The sequence below is a fragment of the Paraburkholderia piptadeniae genome (assembly GCF_900007165.1).
Lineage (GTDB): Bacteria > Pseudomonadota > Gammaproteobacteria > Burkholderiales > Burkholderiaceae > Paraburkholderia > Paraburkholderia piptadeniae.
Genome location: NZ_CYGY02000074.1, coordinates 1 through 26,479, shown reverse-complemented (window position 1 = coordinate 26,479; position 26,479 = coordinate 1). Strand labels below are relative to the sequence as shown.

Below are 26,479 nucleotides of genomic sequence, written 5' to 3'. Positions count from 1 at the left end.
GCACCCGCCGGCCACGTACCAAAACGCACGTACGAATAAAGGAGACAAAAGATGAAGCCCACCTTCAAACCCGCGCTCAATGTATTCGGCGCTGCGGCGCTTGCGTGCGCCGCGTTCAGCGCGAACGCGGCGACCGTGACGATCGCGACGTTGAACAACCCGGACATGATCGAGCTGAAGAAGCTGTCGCCGGCATTCGAGAAAGCGAATCCGGACATCAAGCTGAACTGGGTGATCCTGGAAGAAAACGTGCTGCGTCAGCGCGCGACGACCGACATCACGACGGGCAGCGGCCAGTTCGACGTGATGACGATCGGCGCCTATGAAACGCCGCAGTGGGGCAAGCGCGGCTGGCTCGCGCCGCTCACGGGCCTGCCCGCCGATTACGACCTGAACGACGTCGTGAAGACGGCGCGCGACGGTCTGTCGTACAACGGCACGCTGTACGCGCTGCCGTTCTACGTCGAAAGCTCGATGACGTACTACCGCAAGGATCTGTTCGCGGCGAAGGGCCTGAAGATGCCCGACGCCCCGACGTATGACCAGATCGCCCAGTTCGCCGACAAGCTCACCGACAAATCGGCGGGCACCTACGGCATCTGCCTGCGTGGCAAGGCCGGCTGGGGCGAGAACATGGCATACGTGACGACGCTCGTGAATACGTTCGGCGGCCGCTGGTTCGACGAAAAGTGGAATGCGCAGTTGAAGTCGCCGGAATGGAAAAAGGCCGTGTCGTTTTACACGGACCTGCTGAAGAAGGACGGCCCTCCGGGAGCGAGCTCGAACGGCTTCAACGAGAACCTCACGCTGATGTCGTCGGGCAAGTGCGCGATGTGGATCGACGCGACGGTCGCGGCGGGCATGCTCTACAACAAGCAGCAATCGCAGATTTCGGACAAGGTCGGCTTCGCGGCCGCGCCGACCGAGGCGACGCCGAACGGCTCGCACTGGCTGTGGGCATGGGCGCTGGCGATTCCGAAGTCGTCGAAGCAGGCCGATGCCGCGAAGAAGTTCATCACGTGGGCGACGTCGAAGCAGTACATCGAACTCGTCGCGAAGGATGAAGGCTGGGCCTCGGTGCCGCCGGGCACGCGCCAGTCGACGTATGCGCGCCCCGAGTACAAGCAGGCCGCGCCGTTCGCCGACTTCGTGCTGAAGGCAATCGAAACGGCTGACCCGAACCATCCGACGGCCAAGCCGGTGCCGTACACGGGCGTGCAGTTCGTCGGCATCCCTGAGTTCCAGTCGTTCGGCACGGTGGTCGGTCAGAGCATCTCGGGTGCCGTCGCGGGCCAGATGTCCGTCGATCAGGCGCTCGCAGCCGGCAACGCGACCGCCGACCGCGCCGTCAAGCAGGCCGGATACCAGAAATAACGATGAAGTGAAAATGGGCACGTCGTTTGCGTTTCCCCTGGCGCAAGCGGCGTACCCAGCCCGTAGCCTCGAAACCAGGCCGTAACGATGTAACGCGCCGGCTGACAGCGCACCGTCAGCCGGACCCTGGCAGCACAGCGAGTCGCAAGCCCCGCGACCCGCGCACTACCGAAGAGGTGGTTCATCATGCGTCTTCATTTGCGTCTACCCCTCATGCACGCACAACCCCAGCCCAAAACAGAACACGAGCGAGAGGAGCGCAAGGCCGCGCACGCGCGCTGGCTCGTATCGCCATCCGTAGGCCTCCTCGTGCTCTGGATGACGATACCGCTCGCGATGACGATCTGGTTTTCGTTCTCGCGCTACAACCTGCTGAACCCGGATGAAAAAGGTTTCACGGGCATCGACAATTACAAGTTCCTCGCCAGTGATCCTGCATTCGGTCCGTCGATCCTGCACACGCTGCAACTGATCGTCGCCGTGCTGGTCATCACCGTGGTCGGCGGCGTGCTGATGGCGGTGCTGTTCGACCGCAAGTTCTACGGGCAGGGCATCGCGCGGCTGCTCGCGATCGCACCGTTCTTCGTGATGCCGACGGTGAGCGCGCTGATCTGGAAGAACATGATCCTGCACCCGGTGTACGGGCTCGTCGCGCAAGGCATGCGGTCAATCGGTCTTACACCGATCGACTGGTTCGCCGACTATCCGTTGACGGCCGTGATCATCATCGTCGCGTGGCAGTGGCTGCCGTTCGCGTTCCTGATCCTGTTCACGGCGATCCAGTCGCTCGACCAGGAGCAGAAGGAAGCCGCGAAGATCGACGGCGCCGGTCCGTTCTCGATGTTCTTCTTCATCACGCTGCCGCATCTGAGGCGAGCGATCGCCGTGGTCGTGATGATGGAAACCATTTTCCTGCTGTCGATCTTCGCCGAAATCTACACGACGACGGGCGGCGGTCCGGGCAACGCGACGACCAACCTGTCGTACCTGATCTACGCGCTGGGCCTGCAACAGTTCGACGTCGGCCTTGCATCGGCAGGCGGGATTCTCGCCGTGGTGCTCGCGAATATCGTGTCGTTCTTCCTCGTGCGTATGCTCGCGAAGAACCTGAAAGGGGAGTACGAAAAATGAGCCAGGTTGCTGCTACACCCGTTACGACGACCCAGTCGTCGGCCGCTTCGCCGCTCGCCGTCATCCGGCGCAGCATCCCCGGCATCATCGCGTGGCTGCTCGCGTTGCTGCTGTTCTTCCCGATCTTCTGGATGACGATCACGGCATTCAAGACCGAGCGGCAGGCGTACGCGTCGTCGCTCTTCTTCGTGCCGACGCTCGACAGCTTCCGCGAGGTGTTCGCGCGCAGCAATTACTTCGGCTTCGCGTGGAACTCGATCCTGATCTCGGTCGGCGTGACGCTGCTGTGCCTGATCCTCGCCGTGCCGTGCGCGTACGCGATGGCGTTCTTCCCGACCCGGCGCACGCAAAAAGTGCTTCTGTGGATGCTGTCGACGAAGATGATGCCGTCCGTCGGCGTGCTGGTGCCGATCTATCTGCTGTGGAAGAACAGCGGATTGCTCGATACCGTCACGGGCCTCGTGATCGTCTACACACTGATCAATCTGCCGATCGCCGTGTGGATGGCGTTCACGTATTTCGCCGAAATACCGCGCGACATTCTCGAAGCAGGCCGCATCGACGGCGCCGCGACGTGGCAGGAGATCGTCTATCTGCTGATGCCGATGGCGCTGCCGGGGCTCGCGTCGACGGCGCTGCTGCTCGTGATCCTGTCGTGGAACGAGGCGTTCTGGAGCATCAACCTGTCGAGTTCGAACGCCGCGCCGCTCACGGTATTCATCGCGTCGTATTCGAGCCCTGAAGGACTGTTCTGGGCGAAGCTGTCGGCGGCGTCGCTGCTGGCCGTGGCTCCGATCCTGATCGTCGGCTGGGTTTCGCAGAAACAGCTCGTGCGTGGCCTTACGTTCGGGGCGGTCAAGTGACGGACATCAGAACCGACGCGAAGCCGGCTTTGATTTGCGATTGCGACGGCGTGCTGATCGACAGCGAAGCCGTCGCGGCCGCGATGCTCGTGCACGAACTCGAAGCGCGCTGGCCCGACGCCGACGTGACGCCCGTCGTGATGCCGTTGCTGGGCTTGCGCATCGAGAGTGTGCTGCAAGGCACGGCGACGCAACTGGGCAAGACGTTGACGCCCACGGACATCGCCGCGATTCGCCGCGCAGTCGAAGCCGCTGCCGTGAAGGCGCCGATGGTCGACGGCATCGAGGCGGCGCTCACGAGCATTCCGCTCACGAAGGCCTGTGCGAGCAACAGCTTTCGCGCGTACGTCGAAGCGGCGCTGGCGCGCACGGGCCTCGTCCGGCATTTCGGCAACCGGCTGTTCTGCGCGGATGCCGTCGCGCAACCGAAGCCCGCGCCTGACGTCTATCTCGCCGCCGCGCGCGGACTGGGCGTGAGCGCCGATGCATGCCTCGTCATCGAAGACAGCGTGACGGGCGTCACGGCGGCGACGGCGGCGGGCATGACGGTGTATGGATTCATCGGCGGCGGCCATGCGAGCGACGCGCAGATCGACGCGCTGCACCGCGTGGGTGCGCAACAGGTATTCGACGACATGAGGCAATTGCCGGGACTGGTCGCGGACTGGATGCAGCGCATAACGGTCGCGTGAAGGTCGCATGTCGGACGCGTGATGATCGGACGGGCATCTGCTAAGCCCGCTTTCCGGCAAAGCGATTGAACGTAGTAGAGCAGCAGCAACTATTTTGCATGGGACGGAAGTAGACGCTAAAGCGCGAACTCCCGTCGACAATGGAGACACATCATGGCAAGCGTAACTCTGCGCAACATCAGGAAAGCCTACGACGACAACGAGGTGATGCGCGACATCAACCTCGACATTCAGGACGGCGAGTTCGTCGTGTTCGTCGGGCCGAGCGGCTGCGGCAAGTCCACGCTGATGCGGATGATCGCCGGCCTCGAAGACATCACGGGCGGCGATCTGCAGATCGACGGCACGCGCATGAACGACGTGCCGCCCGCCAAGCGCGGCATTGCGATGGTGTTCCAGTCGTACGCGCTGTATCCGCACATGACGCTGTACGACAACATGGCGTTCGGCCTCAAGCTCGCGGGCACGAAGAAGCCGGAGATCGACGCCGCGGTGCGCAACGCCGCGAAGATCCTGCACATCGACCATCTGCTCGAACGCAAGCCGAAGCAGCTGTCGGGCGGCCAGCGGCAGCGCGTCGCGATTGGCCGCGCGATCACGCGCAAGCCGAAAGTGTTCCTCTTCGACGAACCGCTGTCGAACCTCGACGCCGCGCTGCGCGTGAAGATGCGCCTCGAATTCGCACGTCTGCACGACGAACTGAAGACGACAATGATCTACGTCACGCACGATCAGGTCGAAGCGATGACGCTCGCGGACAAGATCGTCGTGCTGTCGGCGGGCAATCTGGAACAGGTGGGCAGCCCGAACATGCTGTATCACGCGCCCGCGAACCGCTTTGTCGCGGGCTTCATCGGCTCGCCGAAGATGAACTTCCTCGAAGGCGTCGTGCAGTCGGTGTCGGCGAACGGCGTGCTCGTGAAGTACGAAACGGGCGAGACGCAGCTCGTGCTGGTCGAAGCGGGCCGCGCGAAAGAGGGTGACAAGGTGACGGTCGGCATCCGGCCCGAGCATCTGCATATCGACGTGGCGGACTATGGTGTGTCGGCGCGCATCATGGCGGTCGAATCGCTCGGCGATGCGGCGTATCTTTACGCCGAAAGCAGCGTCGCGCCCGATGGCCTGATCGCGCGCATTCCGCCGCTCGAACGGCACGAGAAAGGCGCAACGATCCGGCTCGGCGCAACGCCCGATCATTGCCATCTGTTCAACAGCGACGGCCAGGCGTTCCAGCGCAAGATCGTCGAAGTGCTCGCGGCCTGATTGAACGATAAGTAAAGCGCCGAACGAGCGCGATTCGAGCGCGATTCAAGCGCTGTTCGAACGCACAGATACGGGCGCCGTTGTTCCGCCTTCGCCGCAAAGGTGACGGCGGACAACGGCGCCTTGCTTTTGCAGACTCGGACTTATCCGATATTTCCGCGACCTATCCCATATCAAAATTGTGCATCGTCTGACGGGACGCCTGAGGCCAAACGGCCCGACGCGTTCTGTCGATTTCCCGTCCATCCCGTCGAATACGCCATCAGCGCGATCGCAATCCGAATCGCGCGTGCATGTGCGTGCCGCCGACGACCCAAGACGCCATGCACAACATCCCCGCCTTCCCGCAACAAGAAACCTTCACGACATCGACTGCCGGGAACACGGTCGAAAATGCGCTTGCGCTCCATCGCGCGGGCCGGCTCGATCGCGCCGAACAGGCGTATCGCGCGATTCTGGACGCGCAGCCGTGCGACGCGAGCACGCTCTATATGCTCGGCGTGCTGTACCTGCAGCGCGAGGACATCGAGCGCGCGATCGAACGCTTCGATGCCGCGCTCGCGCTTGAGCCGCACGATGCGGATTGTCTGATCGATCGCGGCATCGCGGCTCTCGCGCGCGGCGACGATAAAGGCGCGGAGCGATTCTTCAGCCAGGCCGTCGAGTACGCGCCGCAACATGCGCTGGCGCACAGCAATCTTGGCAAGGTGCGACGGCTTATGGGCAAGCGTGAAGAGGCGCTAGCCAGTTTCCAGCAGGCCGTTGAACTGGAGAGCGATCTCTTCGAAGCGGCGCTAGGCCGTGCTGATCTGCTCGAAGAGCTTGCGCGTCCGCAGGAGGCTGTCGTCGCTTATCGACGGGCGGAGCAGTTGGCGCCGCAGGACATGCGGGTGCTGCGCGGCCTGGGCGTGACGTTGAACGCGGTGCGCCGGCATACGGAGGCGGCCGACGTTTTTCAACGCGCATTGCAGCAGGAGCCGCGCGATATCCACGCGCTGTTCGGCCTTGCATTCGCGACGGATGCACAACTGAAGTTCGACGATGCGCTTGCGATCTACGCTCGCGCGCTGGAGATCGCACCAGACTCGCCGACGCTGCACAACAACGTCGCGTTCACGCTGACGTGCCTGTCGCGCTACGACGAAGCCGACGATCATCTGCGCCGCGCGATCGAACTCAGCCCCGAGCTTTCCAACGCATACAAACTGCTCGGCATGTCCGAATTGCGGCGCGGGAATTTCCGCCGTGGCTGGACGTACTACGAGCATCGCAAGACCACGCCGAGCGGCCTGCTCGACTACCCGAAGCTCGGCATGCCCGAATGGCGGGGCGAGCCGATCGGCGGCAAGCGCTTGCTGCTCGCGCGCGAGCAGGGCGCCGGCGATCAGTTGCAGTTCATCCGTTATGCCGATGTGCTGCGCGATCTCGGCGCAACCGTCGACGTGTGGACCAGCAACGAACTGGCGCCTCTCATCTCCCGCATGCCCAGCGTGAACCGCGTTCTGACGAGCCAGCCCGACGGCGGCTACGACTACTCCTGCCGCATGATGAGCGTGCCCGCATGGCTTGCCGACGACGCGATCCCGAACACGGTGCCGTATCTGTCGGCGGATGCGGCGCAGGTCGCCGTCTGGCGCGAGCGGCTCGCGCAGGCCGCGGGCGAGCGCAAGAAGATCGGGCTCGTGTGGGCGGGCAATCCGCAGCATTACCTCGACGTGTATCGTTCGGCGCCTCTTGCGGCGCTCGAACCGCTTGCGTCGGTGCGCGGCCTCGCATGGTTCGCGTTGCAAAAGGGCGCGGCGGAGGCGCAGCTCGACGGGCTCGCGCATCGCTGGCCGATCTGCGCGCTCGGTCAACTGCTGAACGACTTCGACGCGACGGCGGCCGTCATCGAGTGTCTGGATCTCGTCATCACCGTCGATACGTCCGTCGCGCATCTGGCGGGCGCACTCGGCAAGCCGGTGTGGGTGATGCTGCCGAAGCAGGCCGACTGGCGCTGGATGATGTCGGGCGAGGACAACCCGTGGTATCCGACTGCGCGTCTTTTCCGGCAGCAGGTGCTCGGCGACTGGACGTCTGTGATCGATGCGTTGGGCAGCGCGCTCGAAGCGCTTTGAACGGTTCAGGCGCTGCGGTCGTTTCGAGAGGGCGCTAGCGTCCTCTCATCAAGCGCGTGTCGCAACCGACACATCCGCACCGTGATTCAGCGCGGCGCGCGCGCACAGCTCGTCGGTGACGAGTCCCGACAGCCAGCCGCCCTTGAGCGCGGCAATCACCGCACCGCGTTTTCGCTCGCCGCCCGCGAAGCCGATCACGGGACGCTTCGGCGGCGAATCGAGCCGCAAGCTCGTCACGCGGCGGCCAGTCGGCGATTCGACGCGCGCGCCGTCGGCGTCGATGGGCAGGCCGAGCAATTCGGCGACGGCGCCTAGCGACACCAGTTCCTCCACCTCGTCCGACGTGATGAAGCCGTCCTCATGCAGCGGACAATGCAAGCCGATATTGCCGATGCCGACGAATGCCACATCCGCCTCGCCCGACAGCGACTCGACGATCCGGTACAGACGGTGATTGCACCACTGCGCGCGTTCCGCTTCGCTGTCGGCGATCAGCGGCGCGGGCAGCAGGAAGTGCTTGCCGCCCGTCTTCTCGGAGATGTGCAGCGCGACGTCGTAGCGGTTCGACGAGCCGTCCTGCGCGATTGCGCCGACCATCGACACGAGCCGATGCTGCGGCCGCTCCAGTTGCGCGACCTGATCGACGACGGCCTTCAGCGTGCGCCCGCTGCTCACGGCGACGACCATCGGCCGTTCTTCGCCGAGATAGCGCTCCATCACCTGCGCGCCCGCGACGGCGAGCTTGCGATCGATCTCTTCGGGGTTGTCGTTGTCGACGGGCACGACTTCGCACATCGACAGCCCGTAGCGCTTCGACAACTGCGCAGCGAGCGACAGGCAGTCCGCGAGCTGATGATCGACGCGCACGCGGATCAGGTTCTTCTCGACGGCGAACGCGACGAGCCGCTGCGCAACGGGCCGCGACACCTGCAGTTTTTCGGCGATCTCGTTCTGCGTATTGCCGGCGACATAGTAGAGCCAGGCTGCGCGCGTCGCGAGATCGAGCTTTTCAGTGGACTTGGGCACGATGGGTTCGCTCAGGATTGCGCCGAAGCGCGTAACACCAGGAAGCCCGCATCGGACGTTCTAGTGTGCTGCATGCCGTACGCATTCATCGTAGTGCGCATCACGGGTTCACACTACGCTGCATTCGCGTCGCGCGCGGGCGCGAACATCGGCTTCACGTGCTGGTACAGCGCGCGATAGCTGGCGAGCCGCTCGCGCAGCACGGCATGACGCGGCGCGTTCGGCGTGAATTCGATTTCGACGGGCGGCTTGGTGAGCACCGTCGACGGATCGCCGCCCGCCGCGAGCCAGCCCAGACGCGCCGCGCCGAGCGCCGCGCCCGTTTCGCCGCCGCCATGCTTGCGCGTCGCCGTATTCAGCGAATCGGCGAGCAGTTGTGCCCAGTAGTTGCTGCGCGCGCCACCGCCCAAGAGCGACAGTGCGCTCACTTCGGTGCCCGCCGCGCGCAACGCGTCGAGGCCGTCCGTCAGCGCGAGCGTCACGCCTTCGAGCACCGCATAGCCGAGCAGCGCGCGATCGGTCGCGTGCGTCATGCCGAAGAACACGCCCTGCGAATACGGATCGTTGTGCGGCGTGCGTTCGCCGGACAGATACGGAAGGAAGAGCGGCGCAGTCGCGAGCGCGTCGTCGGGGAGCTTTTCGACTTCGGCGAGCAGCGTCGGCTCGTCGGTCGACGTCAGCTTGCAGACCCAGCGCAAGCAACTCGCCGCCGACAGCACCACGCTCATCTGATGCCAGCGGTCGGGAATCGCATGGCAGAACGCGTGCACAGCCGACTCCGGATTCGGCCGGAAGCTGTTGCCGATCACGCACAACACGCCCGACGTGCCGAGCGACACGAAGCCGTCGCCCGGCTGCGTCGCGCCGATGCCGATTGCACTCGTCGCGTTGTCGCCGCCGCCCGCCGCGACTACGACGGGTTCGCGCAAGCCCAGTTCGCGCGCGAGCTCGGGGCGCAGCATGCCCGACGGCGCGCTGCCTTCCGCGAGACGCGGCATATGCGAGCGGTTCAGATCGCAGGCGGCGAGCAGCGTATCGGACCAGTCGCGCTGCGCGACGTCGAGCCATAGCGTGCCGGCTGCGTCGGATGGATCGGAGACCTTGTCGCCTGTCAGCTGAAGACGCAGATAGTCCTTCGGCAGCAGCACGCAGGCCGTCTGCCGGAAGATTTCCGGCTCGTGGCGCGCGACCCACAGCAGCTTGGGCGCGGTGAAGCCGGGCATCGCCAGATTGCCGGCGATGCGATGCAGGTCCGGCGCGCGCCGGTACAACTCATCACACTCCTCGACGGCGCGCATGTCGTTCCACAGGATCGCGGGACGCAACACCCGGTCTTCGTTGTCGAGCAGCACAGCCCCGTGCATCTGTCCCGACAGCCCGATGCCGCGAATCTGCGCGAACTGTTCCGGGTAACGGTCGCGCAATGCGAAGAGCGCGGTGCGCGTGCCCTTCCACCAGTCGGACGGGTTCTGCTCCGACCAGCGCTGATGCGGACGCGAAACGGTGAACGGAGAACCTGCCGTGCCGATCACGCGTCCGTCGGACGCGAGCAGCAGAATTTTCACTTCGGACGTGCCGAGGTCGATGCCGAGATACATGGGCGCGAAACCTTCGTCGGTAGGAGATGCGCTACTTTAGCCGCATGCCGCTGACGATGCCATGCGCAATAGACCTGACGCATGGCAGGCGTCGAAAGCGGCGATCAAAGGGAACGGCCGCGCGTGGAGGTGGCATCACGCGCGGCCATGCTGTCGTGTGTCGAGCAAGGCGATGTCGACGGCTTCAGCCGAGTTCATTTAGCCAACCGAGTTCACTTAGCCAACTTCAGCCAGCTTCAAGCGCCGCGCTTCGCGAGCCACGCATCGACGCGTTCGAGCGCCGCGCGCACCACTTTTTCGAGCGAAGCCGTACCCGCCATGCTGCCCCAGAGCAGACGGTCCGCGCAGTAAGCCTGCACCGGATCGGATGCCTTGAAGAAGCCGCGCGCAACGCCTTCGTCCATCACGCCGTCCTGATACGTGTACGGCAACTGGCCGCGCTGCCACCTGTCGAGAAAACGGAAGAAGAGCGCGGGCAGCATCGCTGTCGCATTCGGCTCGACCTTGCGCTCGAAGCACTCGGACAGCGTCGGCGCGATGAAGCCGGGAATCTTCGAGAAGCCATCGGCGGCGACGCGCTGATTCGTGTCCTGGATATAAGGATTGCCGAAGCGTTCGAGCACGACATCGCGGTACTTCGCGAGATCGAGCGGACTCGGCGTGAGGCAGGGGATCACGTCCTGCGTGACGTAGTCGTGCGCGAACTGGCGGATTTCCCGATCGAGCGTGCCTTCGTGGATAAACGAGAGGCCGACCAGCGTGCCCGCCCACGCGATGCAGCTGTGCGTCGCGTTCAGAATGCGGATCTTCGCTTCCTCATACGGCAGCACCGATTCGACCAGCTCCGCGCCGACCCGCTCCCACGCCGGCCGCCCGGCGACGAAGTGATCCTCGATCACCCACTGGATAAACGATTCGCCCATCACGGGGCACGCGTCGTCGACGCCCGTTGCCGCCTTCACGCGCTCGCGCACATCGGGTGTCGGGCGCGGCGTGATCCGGTCGACCATCGAGTTCGGACATGCCGTGTTCGCATCGAACCACTGACGCAGCGTGTTCGCGCCGCGCCGCTCCAGAAATTCGGTCATGCCCGCGCGGAAGCGCTCGCCGTTGCTGCGCAGGTTGTCGCAGGTCTGCAGCGTGACGGGGCCGGCGTTGCGCTGCATGCGCGCTTCGAGAATCGCGGCGAGCGCGCCGTAGATCGTGGTGCACGCGCCGCTCAGATCAGCGGACAGATCGGGATTCGCCGTGTCGAGCTTGTCGTGCTCGTCGAGGTAGTAGCCGCCTTCCGTCACGGTGAACGCGATGATCCTGCACGCGGGATCGGTGCCCGCTTCGACGAGCCCATCGAGATTCGCCGACCACGGCACCACGCGCTTGATCGAGCGGATCGTCTCGTAGTCGCGCTTGCCTTGCGGCGTGACGGTTTCGAGCGTGTACACGCCGTTTTGCGCGGCCAGCGCATCGGCGACGGCATTCATGTCGCTGCGGATATTGCCGACGGTAAGCGACCAGTGCGGATCGCCAGGCTGACTCGCTTCGTCGAGCCGATGCAGATACCACGCCTGATGCGCGCGATGGAACGATCCCGCGCCGATGTGCAGGATCACCTGCGTGCTTGCGCCGTTGCTTGCACCGCTGCTTTGGCCGCTGTTCATGTGCGTCTCCTGTGTCGACCCGGGCTGGCGTATCGACGGGCGTTGGCGCTTTCGCGCTCATTCCCGTTCCATGCGTTGCTCGGGTCCCATGCTAGTGAAGTCTTATGCGCACGGTCTTTCGCGTGCGTTACTTGGGATAAGTCTAGAAGCTGTCTCGGCGACGTGAGCCGACGATTCGAAGCGAAGAGCATTTGCTCTCAACGTGAACTAATGATCGTATCCGGTCGATCGAAAGTCAAGGCGAAGGACAGTGCTTTTTTACGGCGAATCGTTGCGCAGCGCGGCGGGGCGGGATTTTCAACGGCTTATGCGCTGCCGGTGAGACGCTTGCCAAAGGTCGGTCGGCTGGCTGTTGCATTGCATCAAATTTGACAGCCAGAAGGCCAGGATTAACCCGAATGCAAAAAAGTATCAGTCGACGGTCTCATTTCTAGTGGCCGCGATTGCGCTCGGGGGCTAACTTTCGCTACACAAAAGCAATGAACCCGATGGCGCTCGCGCAAGACCTGAAACGCAATGCGCCCGACGAAGGAACAGGAGGAGGACCGACGTGCAACCCGATCTCGAACTGGTGAGCGTGCGCCGCGACGAGTCGTTCAAGGTGTGGTATCACGGCTATCCGTATCGCACAGTGCGCTGGCACTTCCATCCGGAATTCGAAGTCCATCTGATCGTCGCGACGACGGGCAAGATGTTCGTCGGCGATTACATCGGCAGCTTCGCGCCGGGCAATCTCGTGCTGATGGGGCCGAACCTGCCGCACAACTGGGTCAGCGAAGTGCCCGAGGGCGTGACGATCGCGCAGCGCAATCTCGTCGTGCAGTTCGGACAGGACTTCGTCGCGCATTGCACCGAGAGCTTCCCTGAATGGCGCACGCTCGAAGCGCTGCTCGCCGATTCACGGCGCGGCGTGTCGTTCGGCACGCAGACGAGCGCGGCGATCCAGCCGCTCTTCATGGAACTGCTCGAAGCGCGCGGCCTGCGCCGCATCGTGCTGTTCCTGTCGATGATGGAAATCCTGCTGAACGCGAGCGACCGCGAACTACTCGCGAGCCCTGCGTACCAGAGCGACCCAACCAGCTATGCATCGACGCGCATCAACCATGTGCTGTCGTATATCGGCAAGAACCTCGCGTCGGAGTTGCGCGAATCCGATCTCGCGCAACTCGCGGGGCAGAGCGTGAGCGCCTTCTCGCGGTACTTCCGTCGCCATACGGGCCTGCCGTTCGTGCAGTACGTGAACCGCATGCGGATCAATCTCGCGTGTCAGCTGCTGATGGATGACGAACTGAGCGTCACCGACATCTGCTACAAGGTCGGCTTCAACAATCTGTCGAACTTCAACCGGCAGTTCCTCACGGCGAAGGGCATGGCCCCGTCGAAGTTCCGCCGCTTCCAGCAACTGAACGACGCGAGCCGCGCCGCTTCGGAAGCCGCGGCCGCGCTCGGCAAGGGCATCGCGAATGCGCCTTCGATCGTGCCCGCCGGGCAGGCCCGAAGCCATGCGCACGCTCAGGCACGCGCCGCGCCCGCGGCGTATCCGCCTCTGGGTTCGCCAGTCGCCACGACATAGAGCACTTCAGCATCACCGATGTTTCACCTGCTCATCGCGCTGCAAACCGCGCGAGGGACGCACTCATCCTCATAAACGGAGACAACCATGACGCACACCACTTCGCATCCTTCGCGCACGTTGCGCCTGCGCGCCGCGCTGACCTTCGCCGCCGTGACGCTCGGCGCGCCGCTCCTGGCGCCGGCGAGCGCCAACGCCGCGCCGCTCAAAATCGGCATGACGTTCCAGGAGCTGAACAACCCGTACTTCGTGACGATGCAAAAGGCGCTGAACGATGCGGCCGCATCGATCGGCGCGACGGTCGTCGTCACCGATGCGCATCACGACGTGAGCAAGCAGGTGAGCGACGTCGAAGACATGCTGCAGAAGAAGATCGACATTCTGCTCGTCAATCCGACCGATTCGACGGGCATCCAGTCGGCCGTGACATCGGCGAAAAAGGCGGGCGCCGTGGTCGTCGCCGTCGATGCGAACGCGAACGGTCCCGTCGATTCGTTCGTCGGCTCGAAGAATTTCGACGCGGGGCAGATGTCGTGCGAGTACCTTGGGAAAGCGATCGGCGGCAGCGGCGAAGTGGCGATTCTGGACGGCATTCCCGTCGTGCCGATTCTCGAACGCGTACGCGGCTGCAAGGCGGCGCTCGCAAAGTTCCCGAACGTGAAGCTCGTCGATACGCAGAACGGCAAGCAGGAGCGCGCGACCGCGCTGTCCGTCACCGAGAACATGATCCAGGCGCATCCGAACCTGAAAGGCATCTTCAGCGTGAACGACGGCGGCTCGATGGGCGCGCTGTCCGCGATCGAATCATCGGGTAAGGACATCAAGCTAACGAGCGTCGACGGCGCGCCGGAAGCGATCACCGCGATCCAGAAGCCGAACTCGAAGTTCATCGAAACGTCCGCGCAATTCCCGCGCGACCAGATCCGGCTCGCGATCGGCGTGGCACTCGCGAAGAAGTGGGGCGCCAATGTGCCGAAGGCGATTCCCGTCGACGTGAAGCTCGTCGACAAGGACAACGCGAAGGGCTTCAGCTGGTAAGCGATGTGTTGCGTATGCGGTGACGCTTGTTTCTTCAAGCAAGCGTCACCGCATGAACAAGGAAACGCGATGGACACGGTCCTCAAACTCGACAACATCACGAAGAGCTTTCCGGGCGTGCAGGCGTTGCAGCGCATTCATCTCGAGATCGCGCGCGGCGAGATTCACGCGCTGCTTGGCGAGAACGGCGCGGGCAAGTCGACGCTGATGAAGATCCTGTGCGGCATCTATCAGCCCGACGACGGCACGATCGTGATCGACGGCGAAGCGCGGCACTTCGCGAACTATCACGATGCCGTTGCGGCGGGCGTCGGCATCGTGTTTCAGGAGTTCAGCCTGATTCCGTATCTGAACGCCGTCGAGAACATGTTCCTCGGACGCGAGCTGCGCAATCGCTTCGGCATGCTCGATCGGTCGCGGATGCGGCGCGCGGCGGCGGAGATTTTCGCGCGGCTCGGCGTCGTGATCGATCTTTCGGTGCCGATTCGCGAACTGTCCGTCGCGCAGCAGCAGTTCGTCGAAATCGGCAAGGCGCTGTCGCTGAACGCGCGCATCCTGATTCTCGACGAGCCGACAGCGACGCTTACGCCCGCCGAAGCCGAGCATCTGTTCACGATCATGCGCGACCTGAAGCGGCACGGCGTCGCGATGATTTTCATCTCGCATCACCTCGAAGAGATTTTCGAAGTGTGCGACCGCATCACCGTGTTGCGCGATGGTCAGTATGTCGGCATGACGGATGTGGCGAAGACGGATGTCGGCCGGCTCGTCGAGATGATGGTCGGGCGCAAGATCGAAAGCAGCTTTCCGCCGAAGCCCGCGCTGCCCACCGACGCGAAGGTCGTGCTCGAAGTGAACGCATTGCAATTGCACAAGGACGGCCCCGTGAATCGCTTCGCGCTGCGCGAAGGCGAAATACTCGGCTTTGCGGGACTCGTCGGCTCGGGTCGCACGGAGACTGCGCTCGCCGTCATCGGCGCGGATGCGGCGCACGTGAAGGACATTCGCATCAACGGCATGTCGGCGAATCTGTCCGATCCCGCCGACGCATTGAAATCGGGTATCGGCATCCTGCCCGAAAGCCGCAAGACGGAAGGGCTGATCACGTCGTTCTCGATCAAGCAGAACATCTCGATCAACAACCTCGGCAAGTACCGCACCTCGCGCTTCTTTATCGATCACGGCAGCGAAGCGCGCGCAACGGCGGACATCATGAAACGCGTCGGCGTGAAGGCGCCGACGATGAACACCGAAGTCGCGACGCTGTCGGGCGGCAATCAGCAAAAGGTGGTGATCGCGCGCTGGCTCAATCACCACACGAACATCCTGATCTTCGACGAACCGACGCGCGGCATCGACGTCGGCGCGAAAGCGGAAATCTATCTGCTGATGCGCGAGCTCACCGCGCGCGGCTACTCGATCATCATGATCTCGTCGGAATTGCCGGAGATCGTCGGCATGTGCGACCGCGTCGCCGTGTTCCGGCAAGGGCGCATCGAAGCGATGCTCGAAGGCGATCAGATCGAATCGAATGCCGTGATGACTTATGCAACCGCTGGTGCAACAGCCGGCACTCGTGGAGCAACACAGCATGAACACGCCTGACACTTCCCCCAAGACATCGACCGTCGCGTCCAATACGCCGGGCGCGCCCAGTCGAGGTGTAGCGGCGCGCCTGAACTGGTCGAGCATCAAACGCTCGACGCTGTTCTATCCGTTCATCGGCCTGCTTGTCGTGTGCATCGTGATGGTGTTCGCGAGCGACAGCTTCCTGTCGGCAGCGAACCTGGAGAACGTGCTGCGGCAGGTGTCGATCAACGCAATCATCGCCGTCGGCATGACGGCCGTGATCCTGACGGGCGGCATCGACCTGTCCGTCGGTTCCGTGATGGCGCTTTCCGGCACGCTCGCAGCGGGCCTGATGGTGGCGGGACTCAACGGCGTCGCGGCGATCGCGATCGGCATTGCAGTCGGACTCGGCTTCGGCTTTGGCAACGGCTTCTTCGTCGCGTTCGCGGGCATGCCGCCCATCATCGTCACGCTCGCGACGATGGGCATCGCGCGCGGCCTCGCGCTGATCTACACGGGCGGCTATCCGATCGACGGCTTGCCCGACTGGGTGAGTTTCTTCGGCAGCGGCAAGGTGTTCGGCATTCAGGCGCCCGTGCTGATCATGCTCGTCGTCTATGCGATCGCGTGGCTGCTGCTCGAACGCATGCCGTTCGGACGCTACGTCTATGCGATCGGCGGGAACGAGCAGGCGACGCGTCTTTCCGGCGTGCGTGTCGCGCGCGTGAAGCTGATCGTCTATACGCTCGCCGGCCTGACGTCGTCGTTTGCGGCCATCGTGCTCACGTCGCGCTTGATGAGCGGCCAGCCGAATGCGGGCGTCGGCTTCGAGCTCGATGCGATCGCGGCCGTGGTGATGGGCGGCACGTCGATCTCGGGCGGACGCGGCTCGATCATCGGCACGCTGATCGGCGCGCTGCTGCTCGGCGTGCTGAACAACGGGCTCAACATGGTTGGCGTGAATCCATACGTGCAGAACGTGATCAAGGGCGGAATCATTCTGCTCGCGATCTACATCAGCCGCGACCGCAAGAAGTGAATTTCCCTTTCCTTTGTTCTCCCCTTAAAAGCAGGGCAATGCAATGACCACTCAGGACACCACCAAAAGCATGACGGCGATCGTGTGCCACGCGCCGAAGGACTATCGCGTCGAACGCGTGACGAAACCGCAGGCGCGCGCGCACGAACTCGTGATCCGCATCGCGGCATGCGGCATCTGCGCGAGCGACTGCAAATGCCATTCGGGCGCTAAGATGTTCTGGGGCGGCCCGAGTCCATGGGTCAAGGCGCCTGTGATTCCCGGCCATGAATTCTTCGGCTACGTCGAAGAACTCGGCGAGGGCGCAGCCGAACATTTCGGCGTGAAGAAGGGCGATCGCGTGATCGCCGAGCAGATCGTGCCGTGCGGCAAATGCCGCTACTGCAAGTCCGGCCAGTACTGGATGTGCGAAGTGCACAACATCTTCGGCTTTCAACGCGAAGTCGCGGACGGCGGCATGGCCGAATACATGCGCATTCCGCCGACGGCCATCGTCCACAAGATTCCCGACGGCATCTCGCTCGAAGATGCCGCGATCATCGAGCCGCTAGCGTGCGCGATTCACACCGTCAATCGCGGCGACATCCAGCTGGACGACGTCGTCGTGATCGCGGGCGCGGGGCCGCTCGGTCTGATGATGACGCAAGTCGCGCACCTGAAAACACCGAAGAAACTCGTCGTGATCGATCTCGTCGACGAGCGTCTCGAACTCGCGCGCGAATACGGCGCGGACGAGACGATCAATCCGAAGAAAGACGATGCGCTCGCCATCATCCAGTCGTTGACGGAGAACTACGGCTGCGACGTCTACATCGAAACGACGGGCGTGCCTGCGGGCGTGAATCAAGGCATGGACCTCATTCGAAAACTCGGGCGTTTTGTCGAGTTTTCCGTATTCGGCGCCGAGACTACAATGGACTGGTCGATCATCGGCGACCGCAAGGAGCTCGATGTGCGCGGCGCGCATCTCGGGCCTTACTGCTATCCGATTGCGATCGACCTGCTGGCGCGTGGGCTCGTCACATCGAAAGGCATCGTCACGCATGGCTTCTCTCTCGAAGAATGGGACGAAGCGATCAAGGTCGCGAACTCGCTCGATTCGATCAAGGTGCTGTTGAAGCCGGCCCGATAGTCCCGTGCCTGATCCGTCATTCCGAAGGAAAACAGACAGTGCGCGTCGCAAGGACGCGCACACGGAGACACTATGAATTACGTCATCGGCGTCGATATTGGCACGCAGAGCACGAAGGCCGTGCTCGTCGACGAGAACGGCGCAATCGTCGCGCAGCATTCGAGCAGCTATCACCCGGATACGCCGAAGCCGTTGTGGGCCGAGCAATGGCCGACGGTGTGGATGAAGGCCGTCGTCGAATGCATTGCGCGCTGTGTCGCGAAAGCGCGCGAGGCGGGCGTCGCGTCGAACGCGATCAAGGCCGTGTGCGTGAGCAGCCTGTATGGCGGCTCCGGTATTCCCGTCGATAGCGAAATGAAACCGTTGTATCCGTGCCTGATCTGGATGGACCGGCGCGCGACGGCTCAAGTCGAGTGGGTGCGCAACAACGTCGATCTCGACCGCCTCCATGCGATCACGGGCAATGGCGTCGACAGCTATTACGGCTATACGAAGATGCTGTGGCTGCGCGAGAACGAGCCGAACGTGTGGGCCAATACGCGCTTCTTCTTGCCGCCGAACGCGTACGTGATCTATCTGCTGACAGGCGAAGTGGCCGTCGATCACAGTTCGGCGGGCAACATCGGTGGCGTGTACGACATCGAGAAGCGCGACTGGTCCGACGAAGCGCTCGACATGCTCGGCATTCCCGCGACGATGATGCCCGAGCATCTCGTCGAATCGTCGGAGGTGGTGGGCGGCCTGCTGTCCCAATGGACGGAGCAGCTCGGACTCGAAGCGGGCACGGCTATCGTCGCGGGCGGCGTCGATGCGGCAATGGCGACCTACGCGGCGGGCGTCACGCGCGCGGGCCAGCATGTCGCGATGATCGGCACGAGCATGTGCTGGGGCTATATCAACCAGAGCGTCGATGCGCGGCACGGTCTCGTCAGCATGCCGCATGTGTTCAACGGCCAACACGACATCTATGTGTTCGGCGGCGCGATTACGGCGGGCGCATCGGTGACGTGGTATCGCGAGCAGTTCTGTCAAGCGGAAGTCGAAGCGGCGAAAGCGATACCGGACGGCGATCCGCATCAGCTGCTCGAAGAAGACGCGGCACACATACCAGCGGGCTCGGACGGCGTGATGTTCCTGCCGTATCTGATGGGCGAGCGCAGCCCCGTGTGGGACGCGAAAGCGAGCGGCGCGTTCGTCGGCCTGAGTCTTTATCACACGCGCGCGCATCTGTATCGCGCGGTGCTTGAAGGCGTCGCGTTCGCGTTGCAACACAACATCGTCGCGGGGCGCAAGGGCGCGAAGTCGCTCGACGACAAGCTGATCGTCGTCGGGGGCGCGGCGCATTCGGACCTGTGGATGTCGATCATCGCGGACGTCACCGGCTTTCCCGTCCATACGATCGAGCAGGAGGTGGAAGCGCCGCTGGGCGCGGCGCTGCTGGCCGCGTACGGCGTGAAGCTGATCTCGCAGGAGACGGCGCGCGGCGGCTGGGTCAGGCTCGTCGAGCGCGTGAAGCCCGATCCTGCGCGCCAGGCCCTGTACGCGGAGCGCTTTTCCATTTACACGGATCTGTATCCGGCACTGAAGCCCGTCATGGATCGGCTGCAAGCGAAATGAACGCGACCTTCGATTTTTTCGGACGCTCGTTCCTCGTGACGGGCGCATCGAGCGGCATCGGCCGTGTGACCGTCGAGCGGCTGTGCGCAAGCGGCGCGCAAGTCGTCGCGGCCGCGCGCAACGTTAACGAGCTTGCGAAGCTCGCGGAGGAGACGGGCTGCGAGCCCCTGGTTTTGGATGTTGGCGATGAAGGGGCTATCGATGACGCGCTCGGGTCGCTTGATGTCGTCTTCGACGGTCTTGTGAATTGCGCGGGCACGACAGTGCTCGAACCGGCCGTCGAGACGACGGCGGCGAGCTTCGACAGCGTGATGAACGTGAATGCTCGCGGCGCGGCGCTGGTCGCGCGGCATGTGGCGCGCGCGATGATCGATGCGAAGCGGGCGGGCAGCATCGTCAACGTGTCGAGCCAGGCGGCCCTCGTCGGGCTCGACGATCATCTGAGCTATTGTGCGTCGAAGGCGGCGATGGATGCGATCACGCGCGTGCTGTGCGTCGAGCTCGGACCGCACGGCATACGCGTGAACAGCGTGAATCCGACCGTGACGTTGACGCCGATGGCGGTGAAGGCGTGGAGCGAACCGGCGAAACGTGAGCCCGCATTGCAGGCGATTCCGTTGAAGCGTTTCGCGCAGCCGCGTGAAGTGGCCGAGCCGATTTTGTTTTTGCTGAGCGACGCGGCTTCGATGATCAGCGGTGTGGCGTTGCCGATTGATGGTGGGTATACGGCGACGTGAATGGTTTTTCGCCGGTTTCGCTGGCATCCGCGATGCGCCTCGCGGCGCAGGTGTTGCCCCTGTGCGGGGCGGCACCTACTCTTCTTTGCCGCGGCAAAGAAGAGTAGGCAGAAGAAAGCCGCTCGCACCGCCAGTGCTTGACGTTTACCCACGGGCTCTTAACGTCCCCATAGTTCGCGCGATAGCGTGCTGGCTTGTGTTCGTTGCCAACGCTCCGGCTAAACGCCTCACCCACTTCATGCACGTGTGGCACGGCTAAGGGTATTGAACGTTTCTGCGCCGCATGTCGGTAGTGAATGTCGGTTGCTGTGTTGTACGGGACACCGCCCGCACTTGTAGACGCATCGCGTAGTGAGAGTTTCCTGTGCGGCGCGAAGGCCTACACACAGTTTGCCGCAAAGGGGCGCGGGGATATTTGATGTCGCTGACCGCGACGCAGGGGTATGAGGCAGGTGAGGCGCTTAAGTAGTGCGTTGGCAACGCACATGGGCGAGTACGCTGCCGTGTGAAGCGTGGGGAAGTTGAGAGCCCGTGGGTAAACGTCAAGCACTGGCGGTGTGAGCGGCTTTCTTCTGCCTACTCTTCTTTGCCGCGGCAAAGAAGAGTAGGTGCCGCCCCGCACAGGGGCAACACCCGCGCCGCGAGGCGCATACGCGGATGCCAGCGCAAAGGCAAAAACACCAAAACAAAAGCCGTTGCAAACAAAATCACAAAACAGTCCGCACGTGCCACAACTCGGGAAACAGCACCACATCCAGCATCTTGCGCAGATAAGGCGCACCGCTCGTCCCGCCCGTACCCTGCTTGAACCCGATGATCCGCTCGACAGTAGTCACATGCCGAAACCGCCACTGCCGAAAGGCATCCTCAAGATCGACGAGTTCTTCCGCCATCTCGTACAGCTCCCAATGCTGCGACGGATTGCGATACACCTCTAGCCATGCCGCTTCGACTGAAGGATCGTGCCGCGTCGGCTGTGTCCAGTCGCGTTCGAGCCGCGACGGATCGATCGCGAAGCCGCGCCTTGCAAGCAGACGGATCACTTCGTCGTAAAACGAAGGCGCTTCGAGTGCCGCTTTCACTTCGGCATGGATATCCGGGTGATGCGCATGGGGCTTCAGCATCTGCTCGTTCTTGTTGCCGAGCATGAACTCCAGCTCGCGATACTGATACGACTGAAACCCCGACGAGCTGCCGAGGAACGGCCGCATCGACGTGTATTCGGAAGGCGTCATCGTCGACAGCACGTTCCAGGCCTGCACGAGCTGCTCGAGAATCCGCGACACGCGCGCAAGCATCTTGAACGCGGGTGGCAATTCATCGCGATGCACACACGCGAGCGCCGCGCGCAGTTCGTAGAGCGCGAGCTTCATCCACAGCTCGCTCGTCTGATGCTGGATGATGAACAGCATCTCGTTGTGATCGGGCGAAAGCGGATGCTGCGCATGCAGGATCGAGCCGAGCGACAGATAGTCGCCATAGCTCATCGACTTCGAGAAATCGAGCTGCGCGTCGTGCCAGCCTTTGTCTTCGTCGGCGGCCATGTGCGACGCGTGCCCGGTGTGATCGGAGTGCGGCGTCTGCGTGCCGCCGTGTCCGAACGGACAGCCTTGCGCGGGCTTCTCTTCCATCATCTTCATGTGATCGGTCATCGTCGTTCCTTAGGTCACGGCGCCGCGCGCGGCAAAATCGGGCGCGCGCCAGGTCTCGTGCGCAAGCACGTGGCGCAGATGCTCGACGGCATCCCACACATCGACATAGCGCGTGTACAGCGGCGTAAAACCGAAACGCAGCACATGCGGCTCGCGATAATCGCCGATCACGCCGCGCGCGATCAGCGCCTGCATCACTTCATAGCCGTGCGGATGCTCGAAGCTCGCATGCGAGCCGCGCTGCGAATGCGCGCGCGGCGTCACGAGCTTGAGCGGAAACTCTTTGCAGCGCGTTTCGACCAGCTTGATGAAGAGATCGGTCAGCGCGAGCGACTTCTTGCGGATCGCCTGCATGTCGGTTTGCAGGAATACGTCGAGCCCGCATTCGACGAGCGCCATCGACACCATCGGCTGCGTGCCGCACAGGAACCGGCCGATGCCATCGTCGGCGGCAAAGGTCGGGTCCATCGCGAACGGCGCGCGATGACCCCACCAGCCCGACAGCGGCTGCTCGAAGTCGCTCTGATGACGATGCGGCACCCACGCGAACGCGGGCGAGCCCGGACCGCCGTTCAGGTACTTGTACGTGCAGCCGACGGCGCAATCCGCGCCGACACCGTTCAGATCGACGGGCACGGCGCCCGCCGAGTGCGCGAGATCCCACAGCGCGAGCGCGCCCTGCTGATGGATCAGTTGCGTGAGCGCGGCCATGTCGTGCATGTAGCCCGTGCGGTAGTTGACGTGCGTGATCATCACGACGGCGACATCGTCGGTGATCGCTGCGTGCAGCTCCGACGGATCGTCGACGAGGCGCAGTTCATAGCCGCGATCCAGCTGTTTGATCAGCCCTTGCGCGATGTATAGATCGGTCGGGAAATTCGAGCGCTCCGACACGATCACGCGTCGCTTCGGATCGCGCGTGTCCTGCAAGCTCAGTGCCGCCGACAGCACCTTGAACAGGTTGATCGAAATGGTATCGGTGACGACGACTTCGTTGTGCGCCGCGCCGATCAGCGGCGCGAGCTTGTTGCCGAGGCGTCGCGGCAGCGAGAACCAGCCGGCCGTGTTCCAGCTGCGAATGAGGCCTTGCGTCCATTCGGCGTCGATCACCGTCTGCGCGCGCTGCGCGGCTGCGGCGGGCGGCACGCCGAGCGAATTGCCGTCCAGGTAGATGACGCCCGGCGCGAGCGCGAACTGGTCGCGCAAGGGCGCGAGCGGATCGGCTGCGTCGAGCGCGAGTGCTTCGTCACGTTGATTCATGATGGTTCGGTTGGGTTAATCGAGAGAGTGTGTCGAGGCGCAAGGCCGTAAGTTACCGTCGGGCTTGTCGTTACCCTGGCAATGCTCGCAGCACGGCGCGTACCGGGCTCGCATCGAGCGTCGTGAGCTTGAGCGGCAGCGCGATCAGTTCGTAGTCGCCCGGTTCCACGGCGTCGAGAACGATGCCTTCGAGAATCGCCATCCGGTGTGCGCGAATGCGGCCGTGCGCGTCCATCGTCTTCGACTCCTGCGGATCGAGTGACGGCGTGTCGATGCCGATCAGCTTCACGCCGTGCGCCGCGAGCAGATCGATCGTGTCGGGCGCAACGGCGCAGAAGTCGCTGTCCCAGGCTGTCGTTGGCGCCGCGCGATAGGTGCGCAGCAGCACGCGCGGCGGTACGCCGTCGAGCGACGCGGCGACGTGCTCCGGCGTCACCAGCGGCTTCGCGCCGATGCAATGAATCACGCGGCAGCAGCCCAGATACGCATCGAGCGGCACCACGCCGATCGCCGCGCCTTGGGCGTCGTAGTGAAGCGGCGCGTCAGTGTGCGCGCCCGTGTGCGGCGAGATCGTCAGCCGCGCTACGTTGACGGGCGAACCTGCCTCGATCCGCCACACGCGCTCGATGCCGACGGGCGTGTCGCCCGGCCAGACGGGCGTCGCCGTATCGACGGCGGGCGTGATATCCCAAAGTGTCTCCATGCGTCTGTCATGTCGTTGTACGTCCATCCTTGGATGATAGGCGGCATGAAGTGAAATGTGCTTGCTAAAAAAACTGTTTATTTCGACCCCTTTGGAACATAATTTGAGGCAAACGGGAAAGGGAGACCGAAAATGAACGCGATCTCACTCGACGCCACCGATTGCCGTATCTTGACGGTGCTGCAGCACGAAGGACGAATCAGCAATCTCGATCTGGCGGAGCGAATCTCGCTTTCGCCGTCGGCGTGTCTGCGCCGTTTGCGCCTGCTCGAAGAGCAGGGCGTGATCGAGCGCTATCGCGCGTGTCTGAACCGCGAAGTGCTCGGCTTCGAACTGGAAGCGTTCGTGCAGGTATCGATGCGCAACGACCAGGAAAACTGGCACGAGCGCTTCGCCGAAGCGCTGCGCGACTGGCCGGAAGTGGTCGGCGCGTTCGTCGTGACGGGGGAGACGCACTATCTGCTGCGGGTGCTCGCCCACAATCTCAAGCACTATTCCGATTTCGTGCTCGGCCGGCTCTACAAGGCGCCGGGCGTGATGGACATCCGCTCGAACATCGTGCTGCAGACGCTCAAGGAGGATTCGGGCGTCCCGGTGTCGCTGGTGACGGGCGCGAAGGTGCAATCGAACGGATAGCGGCGCAGGCGGCGGAAACTCCGCGCGGAAAACCTGCGAAGTCTTTCTTTCTCGCGCCGCCGCTGAAATGAAGCAAGCCGTCAGCCCAGCGGCTTCAGTCCATGAAAATCGCCGTTCTGGAACACGAGCGGCTGGACCTGGCCCGCGCTTTCGTGGACGCCGCAGCGCTCGACTTCGCCGACGAAAATGACGTGATCGCCTTCCTGGTAGCGGCTGCGGTTATGGCATTCGAACCATGCGAGCGCGCCGTCGAGCACCGGCATGCCCGTGTTGCCCGCCGCATGCGAGACGCCTTCGAACCGGTCGCCCTTGACGGTCGCGAAGCGTTTGCACAAATCGAGTTGCGACGCGGCCAGCACATTGACGACATAATGACTGTTCGCCTGGAACACGGGCATCGATGCCGAGCGCGTCGCGAGGCTCCACAGCACGAGCGGCGGCGTCAGCGAGACGGAATTGAACGAACTGGCCGTAATGCCGATCAGCGCGCCGGACGGCGCACGCGTCGTGATGACGGTGACGCCCGTCGCGAACTGGCCGAGTGCGCGGCGAAAGGCGGCATCGTCGAAATTGGGCGGGGCGGCGCGCTTCATCGCGTGAGGCATTCCGGCGAACGGAGCGCTTGATGAAGCGACCAGATGGAGAAAATCGGTTTGAAGGTCATGTAGAAATTCGGCGAATTGTCCCAATTTTAACTGCAATCGCAGAGGGCCTGGCGCCGCAGACGGTCGGCGTGGCAGTGCAGTCCGCCGTCGCGAGCTGCAAGGCTTGCGCCTGATGCCACGGATCGCGCATGGTATGGATAGTGCGGGCGGCACGCGTTGAACAGAAGCGAGGTGCCGCACGATCGCCACGCCAGCCGGATGCGACGAAGCATCGGGTTTCAAGGTTACTGTGACGAGTCAGCACGTTCCGCGCGTCGAGGCGGACGGCGCGGCGAGCCAATCTAAGGAGCGAACATGAGTGAGTCGGTCGAGACCGCCACGCTGGGCGGCGGATGTTTCTGGTGTCTTGAGGCGGTGTTTCTGGGCGTCGATGGCGTGACGTCGGTGGAGTCGGGCTACGCAGGCGGGCAGGTCGAAAGCCCGTCGTACGAGCAGGTGTGCGACGGCGACACGGGGCACGCGGAAGTCGTCAAGGTCGAGTTCGATCCGGCGCGCATCAGCTATCGCGAGATTCTGGATATTTTCTTCGCGATCCACGATCCGACGCAGCTCAACCGCCAGGGCAACGATGTCGGCACGCAGTACCGGTCGGTGATCTTCACGCACTCGGATATGCAGCGCGAGACGGCCTTGCAGGCGATCCGCGAGATCGGCGCGGAAGGCATCTACGGTGGCCAGATCGTCACGCAGGTGCTGCCGCTCGACGGCAACTACTGGCCCGCCGAGGCGTATCACCAGAACTATTTCGCGCAGCATCCGGATCAGGGCTATTGCGCGTTCGTCGTCGCGCCGAAGGTGGCGAAGTTCCGCCAGAAGTTTGCCCATCGGATCAAGGCGGGCGCCTGATCCTTAAGCGCGCCACGGCGCGCGTCTTTGACAATGCATGCGCAGCGCGGACCCGAGGTGGCCTGCGCTGCGTTTTTGCTGCCCGGCTAAGCGGCCTGTGCCGCATTCTCCCTTTGCGCATTGCGAAGCCGCTCGCAGGCAGCCGCGATCTCCGCCGCGAGCTTCACGCAGGTTAGCCCGAAGTTCCTCCCTTTCTTGTAGTCATCACGCGGTCGCAAGTCCGCGTGATTGCTGGGCACTGGCGCCATTAGGGCGTTTTTATTGGCTCAATAATGTAGTCACTAAAATCT

At 63.4% G+C, this 26,479-nt stretch carries 22 protein-coding genes; 15 read left to right on the top strand and 7 right to left on the bottom strand.

The annotated features are described in order from the left end of the window. The first annotated feature begins 51 nt into the window (after positions 1-51). The 6 genes from BN2476_RS34855 to BN2476_RS34830 all read left to right on the top strand — a co-directional run bounded on the left by BN2476_RS34855 (position 52) and on the right by BN2476_RS34830 (position 7,440). Complete coding sequence (locus BN2476_RS34855) at positions 52-1,374, top strand: ABC transporter substrate-binding protein (protein WP_087738748.1); 1,323 nt, start codon at positions 52-54, stop codon at positions 1,372-1,374. Between the two features lie 186 nt (positions 1,375-1,560). Next, positions 1,561-2,505: a carbohydrate ABC transporter permease gene (locus BN2476_RS34850; protein WP_087738747.1), complete on the top strand. Its 945-nt coding sequence runs from the start codon at positions 1,561-1,563 to the stop codon at positions 2,503-2,505. After that, complete coding sequence (locus BN2476_RS34845) at positions 2,502-3,368, top strand: carbohydrate ABC transporter permease (protein ID WP_087738746.1); 867 nt, start codon at positions 2,502-2,504, stop codon at positions 3,366-3,368. Before BN2476_RS34850 ends, BN2476_RS34845 begins: the two co-directional genes overlap by 4 nt. Next, positions 3,365-4,060, top strand: coding sequence for an HAD family hydrolase (locus BN2476_RS34840; RefSeq protein WP_087738745.1), 696 nt, complete (start codon positions 3,365-3,367; stop codon positions 4,058-4,060). The genes BN2476_RS34845 and BN2476_RS34840 overlap by 4 nt, the downstream gene beginning before the upstream one ends. A gap of 153 nt (positions 4,061-4,213) precedes the next feature. Next, positions 4,214-5,323 (top strand): ABC transporter ATP-binding protein, encoded by a 1,110-nt coding sequence (locus BN2476_RS34835; RefSeq protein ID WP_087738744.1) that lies wholly within the window; start codon positions 4,214-4,216, stop codon positions 5,321-5,323. A 323-nt stretch (positions 5,324-5,646) separates the two neighbouring features. Continuing rightward, complete coding sequence (locus BN2476_RS34830) at positions 5,647-7,440, top strand: tetratricopeptide repeat protein (protein WP_235851097.1); 1,794 nt, start codon at positions 5,647-5,649, stop codon at positions 7,438-7,440. 48 nt (positions 7,441-7,488) lie between these two features. Here the strand turns inward: BN2476_RS34830 and BN2476_RS34825 are convergent, their stop codons facing one another. From BN2476_RS34825 to dalD, 3 genes are all read right to left on the bottom strand, one after another. After that, positions 7,489-8,466, bottom strand: coding sequence for a sugar-binding transcriptional regulator (locus BN2476_RS34825; protein ID WP_087738742.1), 978 nt, complete (start codon positions 8,464-8,466; stop codon positions 7,489-7,491). Between the two features lie 113 nt (positions 8,467-8,579). Beyond that, the gene (gene xylB, locus BN2476_RS34820; protein ID WP_087738741.1) at positions 8,580-10,064 is read right to left on the bottom strand and encodes a xylulokinase; all 1,485 of its coding nucleotides are present in this window, start codon (positions 10,062-10,064) and stop codon (positions 8,580-8,582) included. Between the two features lie 236 nt (positions 10,065-10,300). Continuing rightward, the gene (gene dalD, locus BN2476_RS34815) at positions 10,301-11,722 is read right to left on the bottom strand and encodes a D-arabinitol 4-dehydrogenase (protein WP_087738740.1); all 1,422 of its coding nucleotides are present in this window, start codon (positions 11,720-11,722) and stop codon (positions 10,301-10,303) included. 550 nt (positions 11,723-12,272) lie between these two features. Here dalD and BN2476_RS34810 point away from each other — a divergent pair. The 7 genes from BN2476_RS34810 (at position 12,273) to BN2476_RS34780 (ending at position 20,427) form a co-directional block, all read left to right on the top strand. Continuing rightward, complete coding sequence (locus BN2476_RS34810; protein ID WP_087738739.1) at positions 12,273-13,295, top strand: AraC family transcriptional regulator; 1,023 nt, start codon at positions 12,273-12,275, stop codon at positions 13,293-13,295. 87 nt (positions 13,296-13,382) lie between these two features. Then, positions 13,383-14,333, top strand: a complete 951-nt coding sequence (locus BN2476_RS34805) for an ABC transporter substrate-binding protein (protein WP_087738738.1) — start codon at positions 13,383-13,385, stop codon at positions 14,331-14,333. Between the two features lie 69 nt (positions 14,334-14,402). Beyond that, positions 14,403-15,938 (top strand): sugar ABC transporter ATP-binding protein, encoded by a 1,536-nt coding sequence (locus tag BN2476_RS34800; protein WP_087738737.1) that lies wholly within the window; start codon positions 14,403-14,405, stop codon positions 15,936-15,938. Further along, positions 15,925-16,941 (top strand): ABC transporter permease, encoded by a 1,017-nt coding sequence (locus tag BN2476_RS34795; protein ID WP_087738812.1) that lies wholly within the window; start codon positions 15,925-15,927, stop codon positions 16,939-16,941. The genes BN2476_RS34800 and BN2476_RS34795 overlap by 14 nt, the downstream gene beginning before the upstream one ends. A gap of 43 nt (positions 16,942-16,984) precedes the next feature. Next, positions 16,985-18,073, top strand: a complete 1,089-nt coding sequence (locus BN2476_RS34790; RefSeq protein WP_087738736.1) for an alcohol dehydrogenase catalytic domain-containing protein — start codon at positions 16,985-16,987, stop codon at positions 18,071-18,073. Positions 18,074-18,145: 72 nt separating this feature from the next. After that, positions 18,146-19,690 carry an FGGY-family carbohydrate kinase gene (locus BN2476_RS34785; protein ID WP_087738735.1) on the top strand — a complete coding sequence of 515 codons (1,545 nt, stop codon included), beginning with the start codon at positions 18,146-18,148 and terminating at the stop codon, positions 19,688-19,690. Further along, positions 19,687-20,427, top strand: a complete 741-nt coding sequence (locus tag BN2476_RS34780; protein WP_087738734.1) for an SDR family oxidoreductase — start codon at positions 19,687-19,689, stop codon at positions 20,425-20,427. Before BN2476_RS34785 ends, BN2476_RS34780 begins: the two co-directional genes overlap by 4 nt. A gap of 707 nt (positions 20,428-21,134) precedes the next feature. Here BN2476_RS34780 and kynA read toward each other — a convergent pair. The 3 genes from kynA to kynB form a co-directional block, all read right to left on the bottom strand. Next, the gene (kynA, locus tag BN2476_RS34775) at positions 21,135-22,079 is read right to left on the bottom strand and encodes a tryptophan 2,3-dioxygenase (protein WP_087738733.1); all 945 of its coding nucleotides are present in this window, start codon (positions 22,077-22,079) and stop codon (positions 21,135-21,137) included. 9 nt (positions 22,080-22,088) lie between these two features. After that, a complete protein-coding gene (gene kynU, locus BN2476_RS34770) occupies positions 22,089-23,339 on the bottom strand; it encodes a kynureninase (protein WP_087738732.1) in 1,251 nt (416 codons plus the stop codon). 70 nt (positions 23,340-23,409) lie between these two features. Continuing rightward, positions 23,410-24,042, bottom strand: coding sequence for an arylformamidase (gene kynB / locus BN2476_RS34765; protein WP_087738731.1), 633 nt, complete (start codon positions 24,040-24,042; stop codon positions 23,410-23,412). A 132-nt stretch (positions 24,043-24,174) separates the two neighbouring features. Between kynB and BN2476_RS34760 the strand changes: the two genes are divergently transcribed. Further along, positions 24,175-24,678 carry an Lrp/AsnC family transcriptional regulator gene (locus tag BN2476_RS34760; RefSeq protein ID WP_087738730.1) on the top strand — a complete coding sequence of 168 codons (504 nt, stop codon included), beginning with the start codon at positions 24,175-24,177 and terminating at the stop codon, positions 24,676-24,678. 80 nt (positions 24,679-24,758) lie between these two features. Here BN2476_RS34760 and BN2476_RS34755 read toward each other — a convergent pair whose 3' ends face one another. Beyond that, positions 24,759-25,271 (bottom strand): flavin reductase family protein, encoded by a 513-nt coding sequence (locus BN2476_RS34755; protein ID WP_087738729.1) that lies wholly within the window; start codon positions 25,269-25,271, stop codon positions 24,759-24,761. Positions 25,272-25,637: 366 nt separating this feature from the next. Here BN2476_RS34755 and msrA point away from each other — a divergent pair, with 366 nt between their 5' ends. Next, complete coding sequence (msrA, locus tag BN2476_RS34750; protein WP_087738728.1) at positions 25,638-26,189, top strand: peptide-methionine (S)-S-oxide reductase MsrA; 552 nt, start codon at positions 25,638-25,640, stop codon at positions 26,187-26,189. Positions 26,190-26,479: the final 290 nt, after the last annotated feature.

Coding starts and splice junctions, on each gene's coding strand:
- BN2476_RS34790 (WP_087738736.1), top strand. CDS start 16,985: ATGACCACTCAGGACACCACCAAAAGCATGACGGCGATCGTGTGCCAC.
- kynB (WP_087738731.1), bottom strand. CDS start 24,042: ATGGAGACACTTTGGGATATCACGCCCGCCGTCGATACGGCGACGCCC.
- dalD (WP_087738740.1), bottom strand. CDS start 11,722: ATGAACAGCGGCCAAAGCAGCGGTGCAAGCAACGGCGCAAGCACGCAG.
- BN2476_RS34845 (WP_087738746.1), top strand. CDS start 2,502: ATGAGCCAGGTTGCTGCTACACCCGTTACGACGACCCAGTCGTCGGCC.
- xylB (WP_087738741.1), bottom strand. CDS start 10,064: ATGTATCTCGGCATCGACCTCGGCACGTCCGAAGTGAAAATTCTGCTG.
- BN2476_RS34800 (WP_087738737.1), top strand. CDS start 14,403: ATGGACACGGTCCTCAAACTCGACAACATCACGAAGAGCTTTCCGGGC.
- msrA (WP_087738728.1), top strand. CDS start 25,638: ATGAGTGAGTCGGTCGAGACCGCCACGCTGGGCGGCGGATGTTTCTGG.
- kynA (WP_087738733.1), bottom strand. CDS start 22,079: ATGACCGATCACATGAAGATGATGGAAGAGAAGCCCGCGCAAGGCTGT.
- BN2476_RS34760 (WP_087738730.1), top strand. CDS start 24,175: ATGAACGCGATCTCACTCGACGCCACCGATTGCCGTATCTTGACGGTG.
- BN2476_RS34780 (WP_087738734.1), top strand. CDS start 19,687: ATGAACGCGACCTTCGATTTTTTCGGACGCTCGTTCCTCGTGACGGGC.
- BN2476_RS34835 (WP_087738744.1), top strand. CDS start 4,214: ATGGCAAGCGTAACTCTGCGCAACATCAGGAAAGCCTACGACGACAAC.
- BN2476_RS34805 (WP_087738738.1), top strand. CDS start 13,383: ATGACGCACACCACTTCGCATCCTTCGCGCACGTTGCGCCTGCGCGCC.
- BN2476_RS34850 (WP_087738747.1), top strand. CDS start 1,561: ATGCGTCTTCATTTGCGTCTACCCCTCATGCACGCACAACCCCAGCCC.
- BN2476_RS34785 (WP_087738735.1), top strand. CDS start 18,146: ATGAATTACGTCATCGGCGTCGATATTGGCACGCAGAGCACGAAGGCC.
- kynU (WP_087738732.1), bottom strand. CDS start 23,339: ATGAATCAACGTGACGAAGCACTCGCGCTCGACGCAGCCGATCCGCTC.
- BN2476_RS34830 (WP_235851097.1), top strand. CDS start 5,647: ATGCACAACATCCCCGCCTTCCCGCAACAAGAAACCTTCACGACATCG.
- BN2476_RS34755 (WP_087738729.1), bottom strand. CDS start 25,271: ATGAAGCGCGCCGCCCCGCCCAATTTCGACGATGCCGCCTTTCGCCGC.
- BN2476_RS34795 (WP_087738812.1), top strand. CDS start 15,925: ATGAACACGCCTGACACTTCCCCCAAGACATCGACCGTCGCGTCCAAT.
- BN2476_RS34855 (WP_087738748.1), top strand. CDS start 52: ATGAAGCCCACCTTCAAACCCGCGCTCAATGTATTCGGCGCTGCGGCG.